We start from the raw sequence: 13,771 nt of genomic DNA on the forward strand, positions 1-13,771 counted from the left end.
AGTAGGCGCAAAATCGCTATCCGCGCATGAAATGGCGACCATCTACCTAGTTGATTAAGGCAGATCGTCACCGACATCACGTTAAAAAGTGCCCTTCCTGCCAGCCATATATGTATTCGGCAATTTGAGGGTCACGTACCAAACGCCGAACAGCCTCTAACAATGGCTTATAGTTTGCAGTTTGGTTCCTCAATAGCTTTCGCAGTATGATGCTTGTGGCTCTCTCACGATTGACAACTAGGGGGCTGCGGGACCAAATTTCTACGATAGCCGAGACCGCGACCGGGACGTGAGATCTCATCTCGGCTCCCGCCTGACCAATCAGCGAACAGAACAAATCCACTTCCGCATCGCTCAAATCTCCTGAACTCAGCATGTCGAATGCTGTCACCACTCGTCCGGCGTTCAAACTAAGGGCCTCTTCCCCAACGTCGCTCAAGTGAATGGTGCTCTTAACGACAGTCGTAGTGTCTAGTTGACCAACTTCCTCCAGATGAAAGAGCAACGACTGCAGCCAAGTAGATTGAACGCCGAAAAGACCCTCAGCCCATTGACGCAGATGAAAGTCATCAGACAGCAGTAGACGCCCAGAGCCATCGGCTGCGAAAATGTCATCAAAGAACCGGCCTCCGTCTCGATTGCGAAATCTTATAATCTCCGCGGCCGGGTCCGTTCTCGCAATCGTCGGAAGCAAATCGCAATCGTCTTTCAACCACTGCAAGTCGGATCGCAAAAGATCTATTCTAGACCGCACCTCATCTTCAGTGCTGTCGGAGATCACGAGACTGCCATTATGGATGGCGATCGTTGAGGTGCGTTTTGTACCATCTTCCGCCTCAAAATAGCTTGTCTGCTCTGCTTCCTGTAACCGCTTCGCAAATATGTCGATCGTAGTTTGTGTAACGCCTATTCTTCCAAATTCTTGTTCAACACACTTTTCGATACCCAGTCTTCTGATGAAATAACAAGCTACGGGGTCGGCAATAAGTCCAAGTTTTGTAGCATTTTTTATTGATGCGCTTGCCCTGTCTTGATCTGCTTGAACGGAAGAAGATACTTTGGGAGAAACGTTACACTCTCGCTTAAGGCCTAGAAATGCGTCGATAGGATCAATACCTAGATGGAAGCCAAGGATCGGTAAAGGATAAGATCCCTCCTGATATTCCTTTGCTTTCTGCTGTGAATATTCTGCGCGCTGCTGAAGGAGCGCCTTCATTTCCTCAAGGCCGCCTTCTTGATCGGGTGCTATTGATATCGATTTGAAGCCGGACGCATCAGGAAATTGTTCCTCAAAGCGCCTCAGAATGTAATGAAACGCGTCCAGAACTTTGTGCTTGATAGTAGTAATGGTCGCATCTTCGCCCTTGCCAAAAGGCCATAAAAAGACGTCGCCCTCCTGTTTTCCAAAAGCCGCTATTGCGATTGGGTGATCCATAGCAATATTCTCGTCTCTTAACAGAAACAGTCGCTTATTTTCCTCGAGAATATAGGTCTGCCTGGACCCATCCACGCGCATGACTTCAAACGCTGCATTGCCCTCAACTTTGGTTAGGTGCAAATCATCGCTAGTACCCGGAGGTTTCCCAAAGCCGAGCACGCTCGAACTCAGAGCCATCCATGCTCTGTGGTCGTTTCGGTTTTCGCAGAAGAGTTGATAAGCATAGGTTCTGGCGCGTTCCATCTCCCCGCAAAAGACGAGCAAATTTACGTATTCTCTTTTCTCATCAATGGTACCGACCATGTCAGCATCAGTAAGGTCGGCCACCACTCGCCGGATGCGAGTGTTGTCGTTCATTCTAAGAAGTGATTGGACGTACCATTCGAGCGCACTAATGGACTTCGAATTATTCTCAAAAAGTTTGCGCGTGACAGGCACAGCTTTCGCTGCTTCTCCATGGAGGTAACTGGCATTCGCGATAAATTTCCACCCAAAAACCGAGTTCTTAACTTCGACCGATAGCTGATCTACAATCTCTTTTGCGGTGGTACCTAGCCCGCCTCGAACACAGGCATCGCAAAGAGTTTGCAGCGCTGGGCTTTCCTTGCTGAAACTGACTCTGCCTCGTAATATGTCGGCACATTCGCGGTAATATCCACGAGCCAACAGCTCATCAGCAGCCCGGATGACGCTTAGAAAATTCCATTCATCAGCCTCAATTAGTGATCCAAGAAGTTTTCGGTCGCTTTCTGTCTTCTCTTTCTCTGCTATCGGAATCCGTTCTATCTCGTCACTTTCGTCAATCAATTCGAACGCACGACTATATGCTGAGCGAATTAAGACGAGTTCGAGCGAGGCTGCTTCGATCGAAGTCAACTCTTCCATTGCTTCATCGGCCGCCCTCCGGTCTGAAGAATTTATCGCGATACGTGCCTTGGTAAGAAGTGCAGTCGAGCGGAGTGCATCAGGCAGTGCTTTCTTGAGGGTCTCATTGATGCGATGTAGGGCCTCTTTACGTCTGCCCATTTTCGCTTCGATCTCTGAAGCCATCACCTGTAGTTCTGGAACTGTCTCAATAGTCTCAATAAGCTCGAATGCTTCGTAATCCCTGTCTTCCTGCAAAAATAGAACAGCGCGAATTTGGGCTAATTCAGCCAGCAAAGTCGGATATCCTTCGATAACTCTGTCCAACAACTTTGCCGCTTCCGAAACACTACCGGACAATCGAAGGGCGACAGCCGTGTTATTCGCTTGCGAAGGCAGTAGAAGTTTATTTGGAGGTCGACGCTTCAGCGACGCCTCCAGATCGGAGCGAAGGATGTCAGCACTTTTAGAAAGTTGCTGCTCAAATGCATCGGCAACCTTCGCCCCGAGGAGAAATGCTTGGTTTTGCTGGGCATTATCGAGAACATCTTGAGCCCACATTATGGCGACACGGCTATTAGCAGGGTGGGATTTATAAGCAGCGTCTAGTGATGTGGAGTAGTCCTCACTGCGAGCAGTGCGAATAAATTCAAGGTTTGCCGCGACGATGTCATCGTTGTCGGGCTCCTGGAGTTTGTAATCTTCAATATTAAACTCTTCTTCAGCTCTTGCGGCTGCGTACAGTGAGACAACAACCGCCAAGCTCTGATGGTCGCCTTGTTCCTCGATGAGACTTTTGGCTCGTTCTAAGGCCTCTTTATTCTGCCCATCGTTTAACTCTGCGAGCGCCAATCCCGTTTGAGCCTTTTTATCTTCAGGGGCATACGAGTATGCTTTTCTTAGGGACGCGCTTGCCTCCGCCAGCTCACCAATGTTCTCTTGAATTATGCCAATATTGAAGTACAGGCGAAATGCGACAAACCCGGAGCTGTACTTCTCGTCAGACTGCAAATTCGCAAGCAACTTTAGCGCTGTTTCGCTATCTCCGTCAGTAGCAATCTGGCGGTATTCTACAATTCTCTTTATTTCATCTTGATCGGTGTTTTCTTCTACGCTAATCGCACCTTGAATGTTGTTTTTGGGGCTGTGCCCAGACATCGTTTGGGTGAGCCATTCGCGGTTGTTGTTGTCGCCAGCATTCAGAGAGACGTGAATGTGTTGTTCAACTGTATTGTAGTCTCCGCTTATATTTGCCGATTGCACGTTTGAACGAGACTTAGACAAGACGGCAGATATTAGCGAAGACAGGCCAAATTTCATGTCGGCTTACTTATCCGTTCCAACGTTTGAGGACTGATTTACAGTATTGCCACGACCTGAAACTTTCGCATTCTGCCGTGTCTCAGTTCTGTTAAGAATAGTCTTTCCCGCCCAGAACAGCGCTGCAAACGCTATTACAGCCCCTATGATGGTCGCTACCCAAGACGCCTCTTCAAGCATGATCGTCTCCCCCTTTGATTTTGGATCGTGCGTTTGCACAGTACTTTTATGTTCGGTGTTGCTGGCGGATAAAACAATAGACTATCGCCAATTTATACACTTACTCCGGCTGCATCGCGCTATGTTGCAACACCTTATCCACAGCCGCACGGCGCAGAGAAATGGCAAATTGTTACAAGGGGTTTTAAAGCTTCTTCGTTCAGCTACGTCCCAATGGGCGCTGCTGTTCTGGCGTGTCGGAACTCATTCCCTTTTTTGCGTGCGGTCTGTCCACATAAGGCCTAACTATCAATGGAGTGACATAAGGCGGGGGGACATGGTGTTGTCTGCAAGGGCATAACCTTATGGACATCGATCAGTGCTATCTTCGCGTGCGCGGAAACTTTGATGCGACTATCTGCCATCAATGGCAATGGACAGCAGCCTTTCGTACGCTTGCTGCCACCTGTGCTAGAAAATCTGGACGGGAACCCGCGAGCTAAACCTACTAATAACTCTACCGCACCACCGGCACCTCAAGCCCGGATTTCACCCGGTCCATTGCCACGAAGGTTTTGAAGCGTTTGACGTTGTTGTTTCCGAAGAACAGTTCGCGGGTCAGGGTTTCGTAGCGGGCCATGTCGCTGACCACGAAGACGAGGACGAAGTCGGCTTCGCCGGTGACGTAGTAGCATTGCTGGATTTCGGGGGTGCTGGCGAATTGCTGCTTGGCGGCTTCGATCTGGGCGGCGGTTTCGCTGATGACTTCGACTTCCACGAAAATGGTGATCGGCTGGCCCAGCGCATCGGGGTCGACCACGGCGACGTTGGCCTTGATGACGCCCATGTCGGTCATGCGCTTGATGCGGCGCTGCACGGCGGGCGCGGAGAGGTTGACGGCTTCGCCAATCGTTCTTTGCGGCGTGAGGTTGTCTTTCTGCAGGATCGCCAGAATTTTCAGGTCGAAGTCGTCAAGCGGCTGTGAACGGCGCATCGGGCGGCTTTCATGAAACAAAATTGCAAATAAGCGCCAAGATATCAGCGCAAATATCGTGTTGAATGCAATATGTTTTCTTCAACCGAGATTGGAGATGGCGATGTTTCTTCGAAATGAAAACCCTGTTTATGGCGCCGCGCTGGATGTAACGGATGCGGAGACGCTTGGCCGTGCGGCGGCAAGCGAGGTGTCGCGTTTCCTGTCTTACCGGGTGGGTCATGCTGCCACACCACTGGTGTCACTCCCGGCGCTTGCCGCAAAGCTTGGTGTCGGGGCCATCCATATCAAGGATGAGGGGCATCGTCTGGGCCTGAAGAGTTTCAAGGCGCTGGGCGGTTCCTATGCCGTGATCCGGCTGGTGCTGGAAGAAGCCTCGCGGCGGCTGGGGCGCGCGGTCGATATTGCCGAACTGGATAGCGGCGAGGTTCTGGCCATTGCCAAAACCATGACCTTTGCCTGCGCCACGGATGGAAACCACGGTCGCTCGGTTGCCCAGGGCGCGCAACTGGTGGGCGCCAGCGCGGCAATCTTCGTGCATTCCGGTGTCAGCGATGAGCGCGTTGCGGCGATTGCCCGTTTCGGGGCGGAGATGATCCGCGTTGAGGGCAATTACGACGATTCCGTGCGGCACGCCGCCCGTGTTGCCGAAGAGCGCGGCTGGACGATCGTGTCCGATACCTCCTGGCCGGGATACGAGCGTATTCCCGGTCTGGTGATGCAGGGTTACACCGCCATCGTCACCGAGGCGCTTGCCGCGCTTGCCGAACCACCCACCCACATCTTCATCCAGTCCGGCGTCGGCGGCATTGCGGCGGCGGTGGCCGGGCATATGGCGGTGCTGTTTGGCGACAGGCGGCCGGTGTTCACGGTGGTTGATCCCGCCCGCGCGGCCTGCCTCTACGCGTCGGCCAAGGCGGGGCATGCGGTTGTCATTCCGCATGGCGAACCCACCGTCATGGCCATGCTGGAGTGCTACGAGCCCTCGCTTGTTGCATGGCGCATTCTTTCGCGGGTGGCCGATGCCTTCATGACTGTCGATGAGGAAGACGCCATCGCCGTCATGCGCTCGCTTGCCAGTCCGTTGCCCGGTGATCCCGCCATCGTCTCGGGAGAAAGCGGCGGCGTCGGTCTTGCTGGTCTCATCAAGGCTGCGCAAGATCCCGCCATCAAGGCGGCGCTCGGTCTGAACGATGCGTCCCGCGTGTTGCTGGTCAACACCGAAGGCGCGACTGATCCGTTGCGCTATCAGGAGATTGTCGGCCAGTCGCCGGACACGGTTCTCGCGGAGGAGAAGGCTTGATGAGCGGCATATCCATTGATCGCCAGCGGCTGCTTGGCCGGTTGAGACAGCTTGGCGATATCGGCCGGGATCAGGAAGGCCGCCTCATTCGCCTTGCCGCGACAGACAGCGAAAAGGCCGGGCGCGACCAGTTCGTCGCCTGGCTGCGCGAGGCCGGTCTTGAGGTGGCCATCGATCGTATCGGCAACATCTTCGGCATCTGGCGGCCAGAGGCCGGACATGACGCCCAACCTCTGATGTTGGGATCGCATATCGATACGGTCATCAATGCCGGTATTTATGATGGCTGCTACGGCGTGCTGGCGGGGCTTGAGGTTATCCAGTCGCTTGCGGAAAACGGCTTTGTGCCTGCCATGCCTGTGGTCGTTGCGGCCTTTACCAATGAGGAAGGTGTTCGTTTCGCACCTGACATGCTGGGTTCGCTCGTTCATGCCGGCGGTCTCGGCATCGAGGAGGCGCTGGCAACCATTGGCACGGATGGCGCAATCCTTGGAGATGAGCTTGCCCGCATCGGTTATGCCGGTCCGCATGAGCCCGGTTTCCTGAAGCCGGAAACCTATATCGAACTGCATATCGAGCAGGGGCCGGTCCTGGAGCGCGAGGGGCTGCCGATTGGCGCGGTGGAAAACCTGCAGGGCATTTCCTGGCAGAAGGTCGTTATTGAAGGCGATGCCAACCATGCCGGCACGACGCCGATGTCCATGCGCCGCGATGCCGGGCTTGCCGCTGCCCGCGTCATCACCTTTCTGCGGGAGCGGGCCGCCGCCTCCAACACGCCCATGGTTGCCACTGTCGGCACCATGGCCTTTGAGCCGAACGCCATCAATGTCATCCCGTCCAGGGCCACCTTCACGGTCGATCTGCGTGACCCGGATGAGCAGCGCCTGAAGGACGAGGAGGCCGCGCTGGCTGCCTTTCTTCTGCGGCTGCAGCAGGAGGAGGAGGTCAGCATAAGCGTGGAGCGGCTGGCGCGTTTTGAGCCTGTTGTGTTCGACAGCGGCATCGTGTCGCTGATCGAAAAGGCTGTCTCCGGTCGGGGACTTCGCTCGCGGCGCATGACATCCGGGGCAGGGCATGATGCGCAGATGATGGCGCGGATTGCCCCCTCGGCCATGATCTTCGTGCCGAGCGTTGGCGGTATCAGCCACAACCCCAGGGAATTCACCGCAGATGACGATCTTGTCGCCGGTGCCAACGTGCTGCTCGATGTCGTCAGATCGCTGACAGATGCGCAAAAGGTAAAGCCATGACCGGGATTTCTTCGCTTCACGCCGCCATGAAAGAGTGGCGCCAGCACTTGCATGCCAACCCGGAATTCGGCTTTGAGGAACGGGCGACAGCCGCTTTCGTGGCAGCAAAGCTCAGGGAATTCGGGCTGGATGAGGTGGTGGAGGGGGTCGGCGGTACCGGCGTTGTCGGTACGCTGAAACGCGGCACGGGCAACCGCTCCATTGCGCTGCGGGCCGATATGGATGCGCTGCGCATTACCGAACACGCCGACAATTCTTACAGATCGCGCAACCCCGGTGTCATGCATGCCTGCGGGCATGATGGCCACACCGCCATGCTCTTGGGTGCGGCCAGACACCTGGCGGAAGAGGGCGATTTTGACGGCACCGTGCGCTTCCTCTTCCAGCCGGCCGAGGAATGGGGGCGGGGCGCTCTGGCGATGATCGATGACGGGCTGTTTCAGCGGTTTCCCTTCGATGAAATCTACGGCATTCACAACATGCCCGGTCTTCCCGTCGGTCTGCTGCAAACCAGGCCCGGCGCCATCATGTCGGCGGAGGACAATTTCGAAATCACGCTGTCAGGTGTTGGCGGTCATGCGGCCCGTCCGCATTGGGGCAACGAGGTTCTGGTGGCGGCCTGCGCGCTTGTCACCAACCTGCAGACCATCGTGTCGCGCCGCATCGATCCGGCCGATATCGGCGTGGTCTCCGTCACCGAACTGATTACCGATGGCACGCGCAACGCGCTTCCCGGTCTGGCGCGCATTCTGGGCGATGCCAGAAGCTTCGACCCCAGGGTCAGCGCGCGCATCGAACAGCAGATGCGCACCATCGCCGAGGGAACGGCGCTGACCTACAATGTCACCGCAGAGGTGGCCTACAGCCGCGAGTTCGTGCCGCTGGTCAACGATGCGGCGCTTGCCGGCGAGGTGCTGTCGCTGGCTGAGGATCTCTATGGCAGCGAGAATGTCGATATCGCCGACAAACCGATGACCGGCTCGGAAGATTTCGCCCGTTTTCTGGATAAGGTGCCGGGCTGCTTTGTCTTTCTCGGCAACGGCAAAAATTCCGCGCCGCTGCATAATGCCAGCTACGATTTCAACGACGACGGCCTGATCCACGGCGCCAACTTCCATGTCGGCATCGTTGAGCGGCGGTTGCGACAGGGCTGAAAATGGCTTGATCTCCGCAGACAAAGCCTGTCCAAACGGACGGCGGTGTTTTCAGGGGTTTTCCATGCCGACCTTGGTTGAAATCGTTGCATATGATCCGGACTGGCCGCGGCATTTCGAACGCGCCGCAGCGCGGTTGCGGGCCATGCTCGGCGGCCGGGTCGTGGCGATTGATCATATCGGCAGCACCGCCATTCCCGGACTTTCGGCAAAGCCTGTTATCGATATCGATGTGACCGTGTCAGGCCCCGGTGACATTGCCGATGCGAGCGCGGTGCTTGTTGAGGCCGGGTTCGAGCCGCGTGGCAATCGCCATGCTGATGATATCTGGGCCTTCCTCGACAGAGATTCCTCGCCGCAGCTCAGGGTCTATCTCTGCCCACCCGAAAACCGGACCCATCAGGCCCGCATGCTGTTTCGAAACCACCTGCGCCAAAATCCGCAGACGGCTGCCGCCTATGCGGCCTTGAAAACCCGGCTTGCTGCCCGTTTTCCCTATGATGGCGACCGCTACACCTCGGAAAAAACCGCTTTCATCGCCGGGATTGTCAGCGGCCTCGAGAACAGTTCCCCATGACGTCCGGTCAGGCAGAGGGGCTGGTCTCGGGCTTCACGGCTTGCAGATGGTCGTCGCGGGCAACGAGGTTGCGGCGGGTGAGCCAGCCATGCCCCCAGTCGCGCAGACCCAGCAGGATCGGGGCGAGTGTTCTGCCTTCTTCGGTGATCGAATAATCGACCCTCGGCGGTATGACCGCGAAGACCTTGCGTTCAACAAGGCCGTCATCTTCCAGCTCACGAAGCTGCTTGATCAGAAGGCGTTGCGAACAGTCGCCAAGCTCTCGTTTCAGCGCGTTAAAGCGCAGGGTTCCCTTGAGCAGGTGATACAGGATCATGCCTTTCCACTTGCCGCTGATCAGGTTCAGGGCCGCGTACATGGTGCAGCCGGGCACCTCGTCGTAATTCCTGTCCTTGTTCATCATGACCTCGCAGGCGGTATACTTTTGGGCACTATATGCATTCGATTACCGTATTTTCATTTCTGCATCCAGTTGCCAATTGCATCTGACCGTTCCCGCCGCTCCTAAGGCCGGGCGCGAAAGATGCAAGGAGTAAGCAGCATGACGAGAGTTGTACGGTTTCACGAATACGGCGAGCCGGAGGTGCTTCGGATCGACGATATCGAGGTTCCAGCACCAGCACCTGACGAGGTGCAGATTGATGTGAAGGCCATTGGCCTCAACCGCGCCGAGGTGATGTTTCGCAAAAACGCCTATCTGCAACAGGCCGAATTTCCCTCAAGGCTCGGTTATGAAGCCGCCGGTACGGTGAAGGCGTTTGGCAGGCATGTTTCCGGTTTTGCAGAGGGGGATGCGGTCAGCGTCATCCCCACACTCGATATGGCGCGGTGGGGCACGTATGGGGAGGTCATCAACGTTCCGGCCCGGCACGTCGTCAGGCATCCGGAAAATCTGTCCTTCGAACAGGCCGCCGCATCGTGGATGCAATATGTGACGGCATGGGGAGCCTTGATCGAACAGGCGAAATTGTCGGCGGGCGAGTTCGTCATCGTCTCGGCCGCATCGAGCAGCGTCGGCATCGCGGCATTCCAGATTGCCCGCGGCGTTGGCGCTGTCGTGATTGCCACAACGCGGACCAGCGCCAAGGCGCAGGCTCTGCTCGATGCCGGCGCGCATCACGTCATCGCCACGGCGGAAGAGGATCTGCCGGCGCGTGTCAGCGACATCACGGCCGGTAAAGGCGCCCGCGTGGTCTTCGATCCGATCGGCGGCCCCGCCATCGCCGAGCTTGCCGAATGCATGTCCGTTGGCGGTATCCTGCTGGAATATGGCGCCCTCAGCCCTGACGAAGGACCGTTTCCGCAGTTCGCCGTGCTCGGCAAAAGCCTGACGTTGAAGGGTTACCTCTACACGGAGATCGTTTCGGACGATGCGATCCTGATGCGGGCGAAGACCTTCATCAATGAGGGGCTGCGAACCGGGGCGCTGAAACCGCTGATTTCTCGTAGCTTCGCGTTTGACGATATTCAGGATGCGACACGTTTTCTGGAAAGCAATGCGCAGATCGGCAAGATCGTCGTTTCGCTGTCGTCCTGACCACGGATCGATTTAACCGCTCTCCCGTCAGCCTCCGGAGGTTGGCGGGAGGACCGCACTATCGCGCTGGCGCCGGTGCGGGTGAGGGGCTGCCGGAAAGCAGCAGCCTGATACCGAGGCCCAGCAGGATGATGCCGGTGAAACGTTCCTGCCAGGCCAGCAATCTTGGCCAACGATGCAGGAATTGGCCGACACTGCCGGAGGCGATCGCCACACCACCCAGAGAAACGATGCCGACCAGTTTCTGTATCGATCCCAGAACCAGCAACTGCAGCCAGACAGGGCCTGCGCCCGGATCGACAAACAGCGGCAGGAAGGTGAACATGAAAAGCAGCGATTTCGGGTTTGTCAGGCTGTTGAGCGTGCCTTCGCGCACGGCCTTCCAACCGGAAACCGGTTTTGCTTTCAGCCGTGCTTCGGACTGTGGCCCAAAGCTCGCCCAGACCATTTTGGCACCAAGGTAGATCAGATATGCCGCGCCGGCCCATTGGAGCGCGGTGAGGGCGGACGGATAGGCCGCCACGAGCGATGCCAGACCCAACACCAGCAAACTTACCTGGACAATACCGGCAACGAATATCATGCCGACAACTGTCAGCAATGCGATCTTGCGCCCTTGGCCAACGCCACGTGCTATCACCAGCATCATGTCAGGCCCCGGCGTTATTTCGAGAACGGCGAGTGCTATGAGAAAGGTCAGAAAAGTGGAAGCGTCGGGCATTGGCAATCACGGTAGAAGATCGACTTCAGACGTCTTAACACACGCCGTTTTGAAAAGGCAGCATCGGGGATCTTTGTCGCTGAATTGGTCAACAGCGGTGGATATTTCTGATGTGACCGTTCCCTCGATTTTTCAAACGCCGCAGGTGGCGCGGTCCACGTAGAGTTGTTTCGACGGTTCGTTGCTATTGCGGATGATGATTGCCCAGATCGTCACGCCGAGACGAAGGGCTGTCTGGAAATGAGGCGCGCTGCACATTCGTTTTTTCGCATCGGCATCAAACCCGGCGGAAATCGGGCCAGGCATGAAGAGATATAATATATAGTTTTTGTTCGTGTACCGCGGTGGATGATACGTATATTCAACTCCTTCCAGAAAGTTCACCTTCGCCAGACCTGCGATATAGGCGTCGATCTGTTCGTCCAGGGTCTGACATTGAGCCGGGTTGATCCGCACATTCAGAACAGTGTTGTCGTCACGATTGTGGTAACGGCTCAATATGCTGACGCCCCTGTCAAAGAAATCTCTCCGGATGGCCGGGTCGGTGCAGCGTGTGTAGATTTCGCGGAGCTTCGTTTCCTCGGGTTTTCCCTTGTTGCCCGTTGCGCTTATCACAAGCAGAACGGCGTCAGATTCTGCTTTTACCGCTGTAAGCGTAAGCCCAGGTCCCATGTTCATCGGAGGCTTCAGGTTCATATCGGATACGATTTGCATCGCCTGTCTGTGGGCGAGGGAACGTCCTGTCGTCTGCGCGGCGGTAATTCTCCGTTCAAGCGACTTTCGATCCGCTTTTGCTGCCGTCGCTTCAACTCTGTTCTTGTTCCAGACCTCACACGAAGACCGCGTCAACGTCACGTTTGCGATGGGCTGGTCGTTCTTGTCCCAGTAACGGGTTTCGGCAATTCCGGTCCAATCGAAAACCTCTTCGACCTCCGGTGAGTTACAGGCATCGTGGGTTTCGTAGGCTGTGAGCAGATCGGTATCCGCTTCAGCATCGCCGTGAATTTTAATCGTGCGGATAAGGGTTCTGCCTATGACTTTTACGTCGATCAAAGTCCTGTTGTCGTCAGCATGCTCCATCCCAGCGCAGCCGCGATTGTGTCCATGCCTTTTTCTTTCAATTAAGGGCTGTGATAATAACTTTTTCAAATAAGGGACAAGCATCAGCTCTTGCTGCCAGCCGTCATCCGATCATCGCCTGGATCTCATAAAGGATCGTCGATTGGCTGTGTGGGCCGCTCCGGGTTGCTTAGAGCCTGACAGGTATCCCAGTCGGCGGAAATCGCAGCGAGCGGTGCGCCTGTCTCCGTAAGGTAGACGTTCCGAAGCGTTAAACCCACGTTCACCTGGAATAGCGGTAATTGACACTCGCCGCTTATGATCTCTGCCTCTACCCCGTCGGGCCAGGCGATGCTCAGTGTGATGTAGCGGGTGAGGGTTTTATCGGCGTAGGACATTCGGATGAGGGTCGACACTTCGTCCATTTTTACCGGTGTTTTTTCAGATGCTGCAATCGCTGTCATTCCGTCATCGACCGCGGTGTTCCATATCTCACAGAGTGAGGTGCTGGCTGTCACCGTATCGAGAGTTTTTCCCGCCTTGTCCTGATAGCTGAACATTGCGGCTGCGCCTGATGAATACAGCGTCTTCAAGTTTTCCGCGTTGCAGAGCGCGTACATGCTGCCATCGCGGATAAGTAGAGCCTGCTGTTCATCGGGGGCCTCGATCTGCAAAACCTGGATCAGGGTTTTGGTGTCAGCTTTGACCGCGACCTTGGTCGCCTTCACCGGAGCTTCTGGAAAGTTGTCGGACCGGGAGGAAATGAGCTGGATGTAGCGTTCGGCGATGCGGCTCTGTTCATTGTCCTCAGAGGCTGTCTCGGTCGTGTTTCTTTTCACAATCGTGTCCTTGACACGCATCGATACGGACTGTCCCGCCATCGCAAGAATGAAGCTGAGCAGGATGATGCCAGTCGCTTTCATGCCGCTTGTTCTGGTGCGGTTTTTAGGCTTGGCAAACAGGAGAAAAAGATTGGCGACAGGAATGAACGACAAGATATATCTGTTGCGTGTTCCATATGCATCGAGTGATCGAGCCGCCGCAGTGATGCCAAGAAAGGCACCAATGGGTATGAGAGATCCATAGTAAGCGGCGACGATGAGCGAGAGGTAGCCGTTTTCCGATGCATGTGGCACCGCTAACGACAAAACGGAAGTCAGCCCGACCAGAAACGACGAAAATCCGTTAGACAGGACGTATGCAGATCGCCCCATTTTCCAGGGAAGCTGTATCAGGGCGCCCGCCAACAGGCCGGAGACGCTCACAATACCCCAAACTAAAAAGAGCGTCTGCCACGCCCCCATCTGCAGCACGTCATACGCGATTGATTCCATGTCCCGCCCCTCAATTCATGATTGTGGTAGCGCTCATTTTGATCGCGCGCAAGCGGGAGGG

12 protein-coding genes are annotated in these 13,771 nt (G+C 55.8%); 6 read left to right on the forward strand and 6 right to left on the reverse strand.

Going from position 1 to position 13,771, the window contains the following annotated elements:
* Window positions 1-76 precede the first annotated feature (76 nt).
* Window positions 77-2,323 carry a hypothetical protein gene (locus ACIQT8_RS02785; RefSeq protein WP_400964352.1) on the reverse strand — a complete coding sequence of 749 codons (2,247 nt, stop codon included), beginning with the start codon at window positions 2,321-2,323 and terminating at the stop codon, window positions 77-79.
* 30 nt (window positions 2,324-2,353) lie between these two features.
* Here ACIQT8_RS02785 and ACIQT8_RS02790 point away from each other — a divergent pair, with 30 nt between their 5' ends.
* Window positions 2,354-2,443, forward strand: a complete 90-nt coding sequence (locus tag ACIQT8_RS02790) for a hypothetical protein (protein WP_400964354.1) — start codon at window positions 2,354-2,356, stop codon at window positions 2,441-2,443.
* 1,855 nt (window positions 2,444-4,298) lie between these two features.
* On the opposite strand, the gene ACIQT8_RS02795 is transcribed toward ACIQT8_RS02790, so the two are convergent.
* Window positions 4,299-4,775 (reverse strand): Lrp/AsnC family transcriptional regulator, encoded by a 477-nt coding sequence (locus ACIQT8_RS02795; protein WP_400963159.1) that lies wholly within the window; start codon window positions 4,773-4,775, stop codon window positions 4,299-4,301.
* A 103-nt stretch (window positions 4,776-4,878) separates the two neighbouring features.
* Between ACIQT8_RS02795 and ACIQT8_RS02800 the strand changes: the two genes are divergently transcribed.
* The 4 genes from ACIQT8_RS02800 (at window position 4,879) to ACIQT8_RS02815 (ending at window position 9,059) form a co-directional block, all read left to right on the forward strand.
* Window positions 4,879-6,078, forward strand: a complete 1,200-nt coding sequence (locus ACIQT8_RS02800; RefSeq protein ID WP_400963162.1) for a diaminopropionate ammonia-lyase — start codon at window positions 4,879-4,881, stop codon at window positions 6,076-6,078.
* Complete coding sequence (locus ACIQT8_RS02805) at window positions 6,078-7,328, forward strand: Zn-dependent hydrolase (RefSeq protein ID WP_400963165.1); 1,251 nt, start codon at window positions 6,078-6,080, stop codon at window positions 7,326-7,328. Before ACIQT8_RS02800 ends, ACIQT8_RS02805 begins: the two co-directional genes overlap by 1 nt.
* Window positions 7,325-8,482, forward strand: a complete 1,158-nt coding sequence (locus tag ACIQT8_RS02810) for a M20 aminoacylase family protein (protein WP_400963168.1) — start codon at window positions 7,325-7,327, stop codon at window positions 8,480-8,482. Before ACIQT8_RS02805 ends, ACIQT8_RS02810 begins: the two co-directional genes overlap by 4 nt.
* A 64-nt stretch (window positions 8,483-8,546) precedes the next feature.
* Window positions 8,547-9,059 carry a GrpB family protein gene (locus ACIQT8_RS02815; RefSeq protein WP_400963171.1) on the forward strand — a complete coding sequence of 171 codons (513 nt, stop codon included), beginning with the start codon at window positions 8,547-8,549 and terminating at the stop codon, window positions 9,057-9,059.
* 7 nt (window positions 9,060-9,066) lie between these two features.
* Here ACIQT8_RS02815 and ACIQT8_RS02820 read toward each other — a convergent pair whose 3' ends face one another.
* On the reverse strand, window positions 9,067-9,462 hold the full coding sequence (locus ACIQT8_RS02820; protein ID WP_262525925.1) for a helix-turn-helix domain-containing protein: 396 nt from the start codon (window positions 9,460-9,462) through the stop codon (window positions 9,067-9,069).
* Window positions 9,463-9,600: 138 nt separating this feature from the next.
* Between ACIQT8_RS02820 and ACIQT8_RS02825 the strand changes: the two genes are divergently transcribed.
* Window positions 9,601-10,596, forward strand: coding sequence for a zinc-dependent alcohol dehydrogenase family protein (locus ACIQT8_RS02825; RefSeq protein ID WP_400963175.1), 996 nt, complete (start codon window positions 9,601-9,603; stop codon window positions 10,594-10,596).
* Between the two features lie 58 nt (window positions 10,597-10,654).
* Here ACIQT8_RS02825 and ACIQT8_RS02830 read toward each other — a convergent pair whose 3' ends face one another.
* The 3 genes from ACIQT8_RS02830 to ACIQT8_RS02840 form a co-directional block, all read right to left on the reverse strand.
* Complete coding sequence (locus tag ACIQT8_RS02830) at window positions 10,655-11,317, reverse strand: LysE family translocator (protein ID WP_400963178.1); 663 nt, start codon at window positions 11,315-11,317, stop codon at window positions 10,655-10,657.
* A gap of 132 nt (window positions 11,318-11,449) precedes the next feature.
* A complete protein-coding gene (locus ACIQT8_RS02835) occupies window positions 11,450-12,481 on the reverse strand; it encodes a hypothetical protein (RefSeq protein WP_400963180.1) in 1,032 nt (343 codons plus the stop codon).
* Window positions 12,482-12,522: 41 nt separating this feature from the next.
* The gene (locus ACIQT8_RS02840; RefSeq protein WP_400963182.1) at window positions 12,523-13,710 is read right to left on the reverse strand and encodes a hypothetical protein; all 1,188 of its coding nucleotides are present in this window, start codon (window positions 13,708-13,710) and stop codon (window positions 12,523-12,525) included.
* Window positions 13,711-13,771: the final 61 nt, after the last annotated feature.

Origin of the sequence: Agrobacterium sp. NPDC090273, from assembly GCF_044772305.1 — a bacterium.
Lineage (GTDB): Bacteria > Pseudomonadota > Alphaproteobacteria > Rhizobiales > Rhizobiaceae > Agrobacterium.

Coding starts and splice junctions, on each gene's coding strand:
- ACIQT8_RS02800 (WP_400963162.1), top strand. CDS start 4,879: ATGTTTCTTCGAAATGAAAACCCTGTTTATGGCGCCGCGCTGGATGTA.
- ACIQT8_RS02815 (WP_400963171.1), top strand. CDS start 8,547: ATGCCGACCTTGGTTGAAATCGTTGCATATGATCCGGACTGGCCGCGG.
- ACIQT8_RS02835 (WP_400963180.1), bottom strand. CDS start 12,481: ATGCTTGTCCCTTATTTGAAAAAGTTATTATCACAGCCCTTAATTGAA.
- ACIQT8_RS02825 (WP_400963175.1), top strand. CDS start 9,601: ATGACGAGAGTTGTACGGTTTCACGAATACGGCGAGCCGGAGGTGCTT.
- ACIQT8_RS02805 (WP_400963165.1), top strand. CDS start 6,078: ATGAGCGGCATATCCATTGATCGCCAGCGGCTGCTTGGCCGGTTGAGA.
- ACIQT8_RS02840 (WP_400963182.1), bottom strand. CDS start 13,710: ATGGAATCAATCGCGTATGACGTGCTGCAGATGGGGGCGTGGCAGACG.
- ACIQT8_RS02820 (WP_262525925.1), bottom strand. CDS start 9,462: ATGATGAACAAGGACAGGAATTACGACGAGGTGCCCGGCTGCACCATG.
- ACIQT8_RS02830 (WP_400963178.1), bottom strand. CDS start 11,317: ATGCCCGACGCTTCCACTTTTCTGACCTTTCTCATAGCACTCGCCGTT.
- ACIQT8_RS02785 (WP_400964352.1), bottom strand. CDS start 2,323: ATGGAAGAGTTGACTTCGATCGAAGCAGCCTCGCTCGAACTCGTCTTA.
- ACIQT8_RS02810 (WP_400963168.1), top strand. CDS start 7,325: ATGACCGGGATTTCTTCGCTTCACGCCGCCATGAAAGAGTGGCGCCAG.
- ACIQT8_RS02795 (WP_400963159.1), bottom strand. CDS start 4,775: ATGCGCCGTTCACAGCCGCTTGACGACTTCGACCTGAAAATTCTGGCG.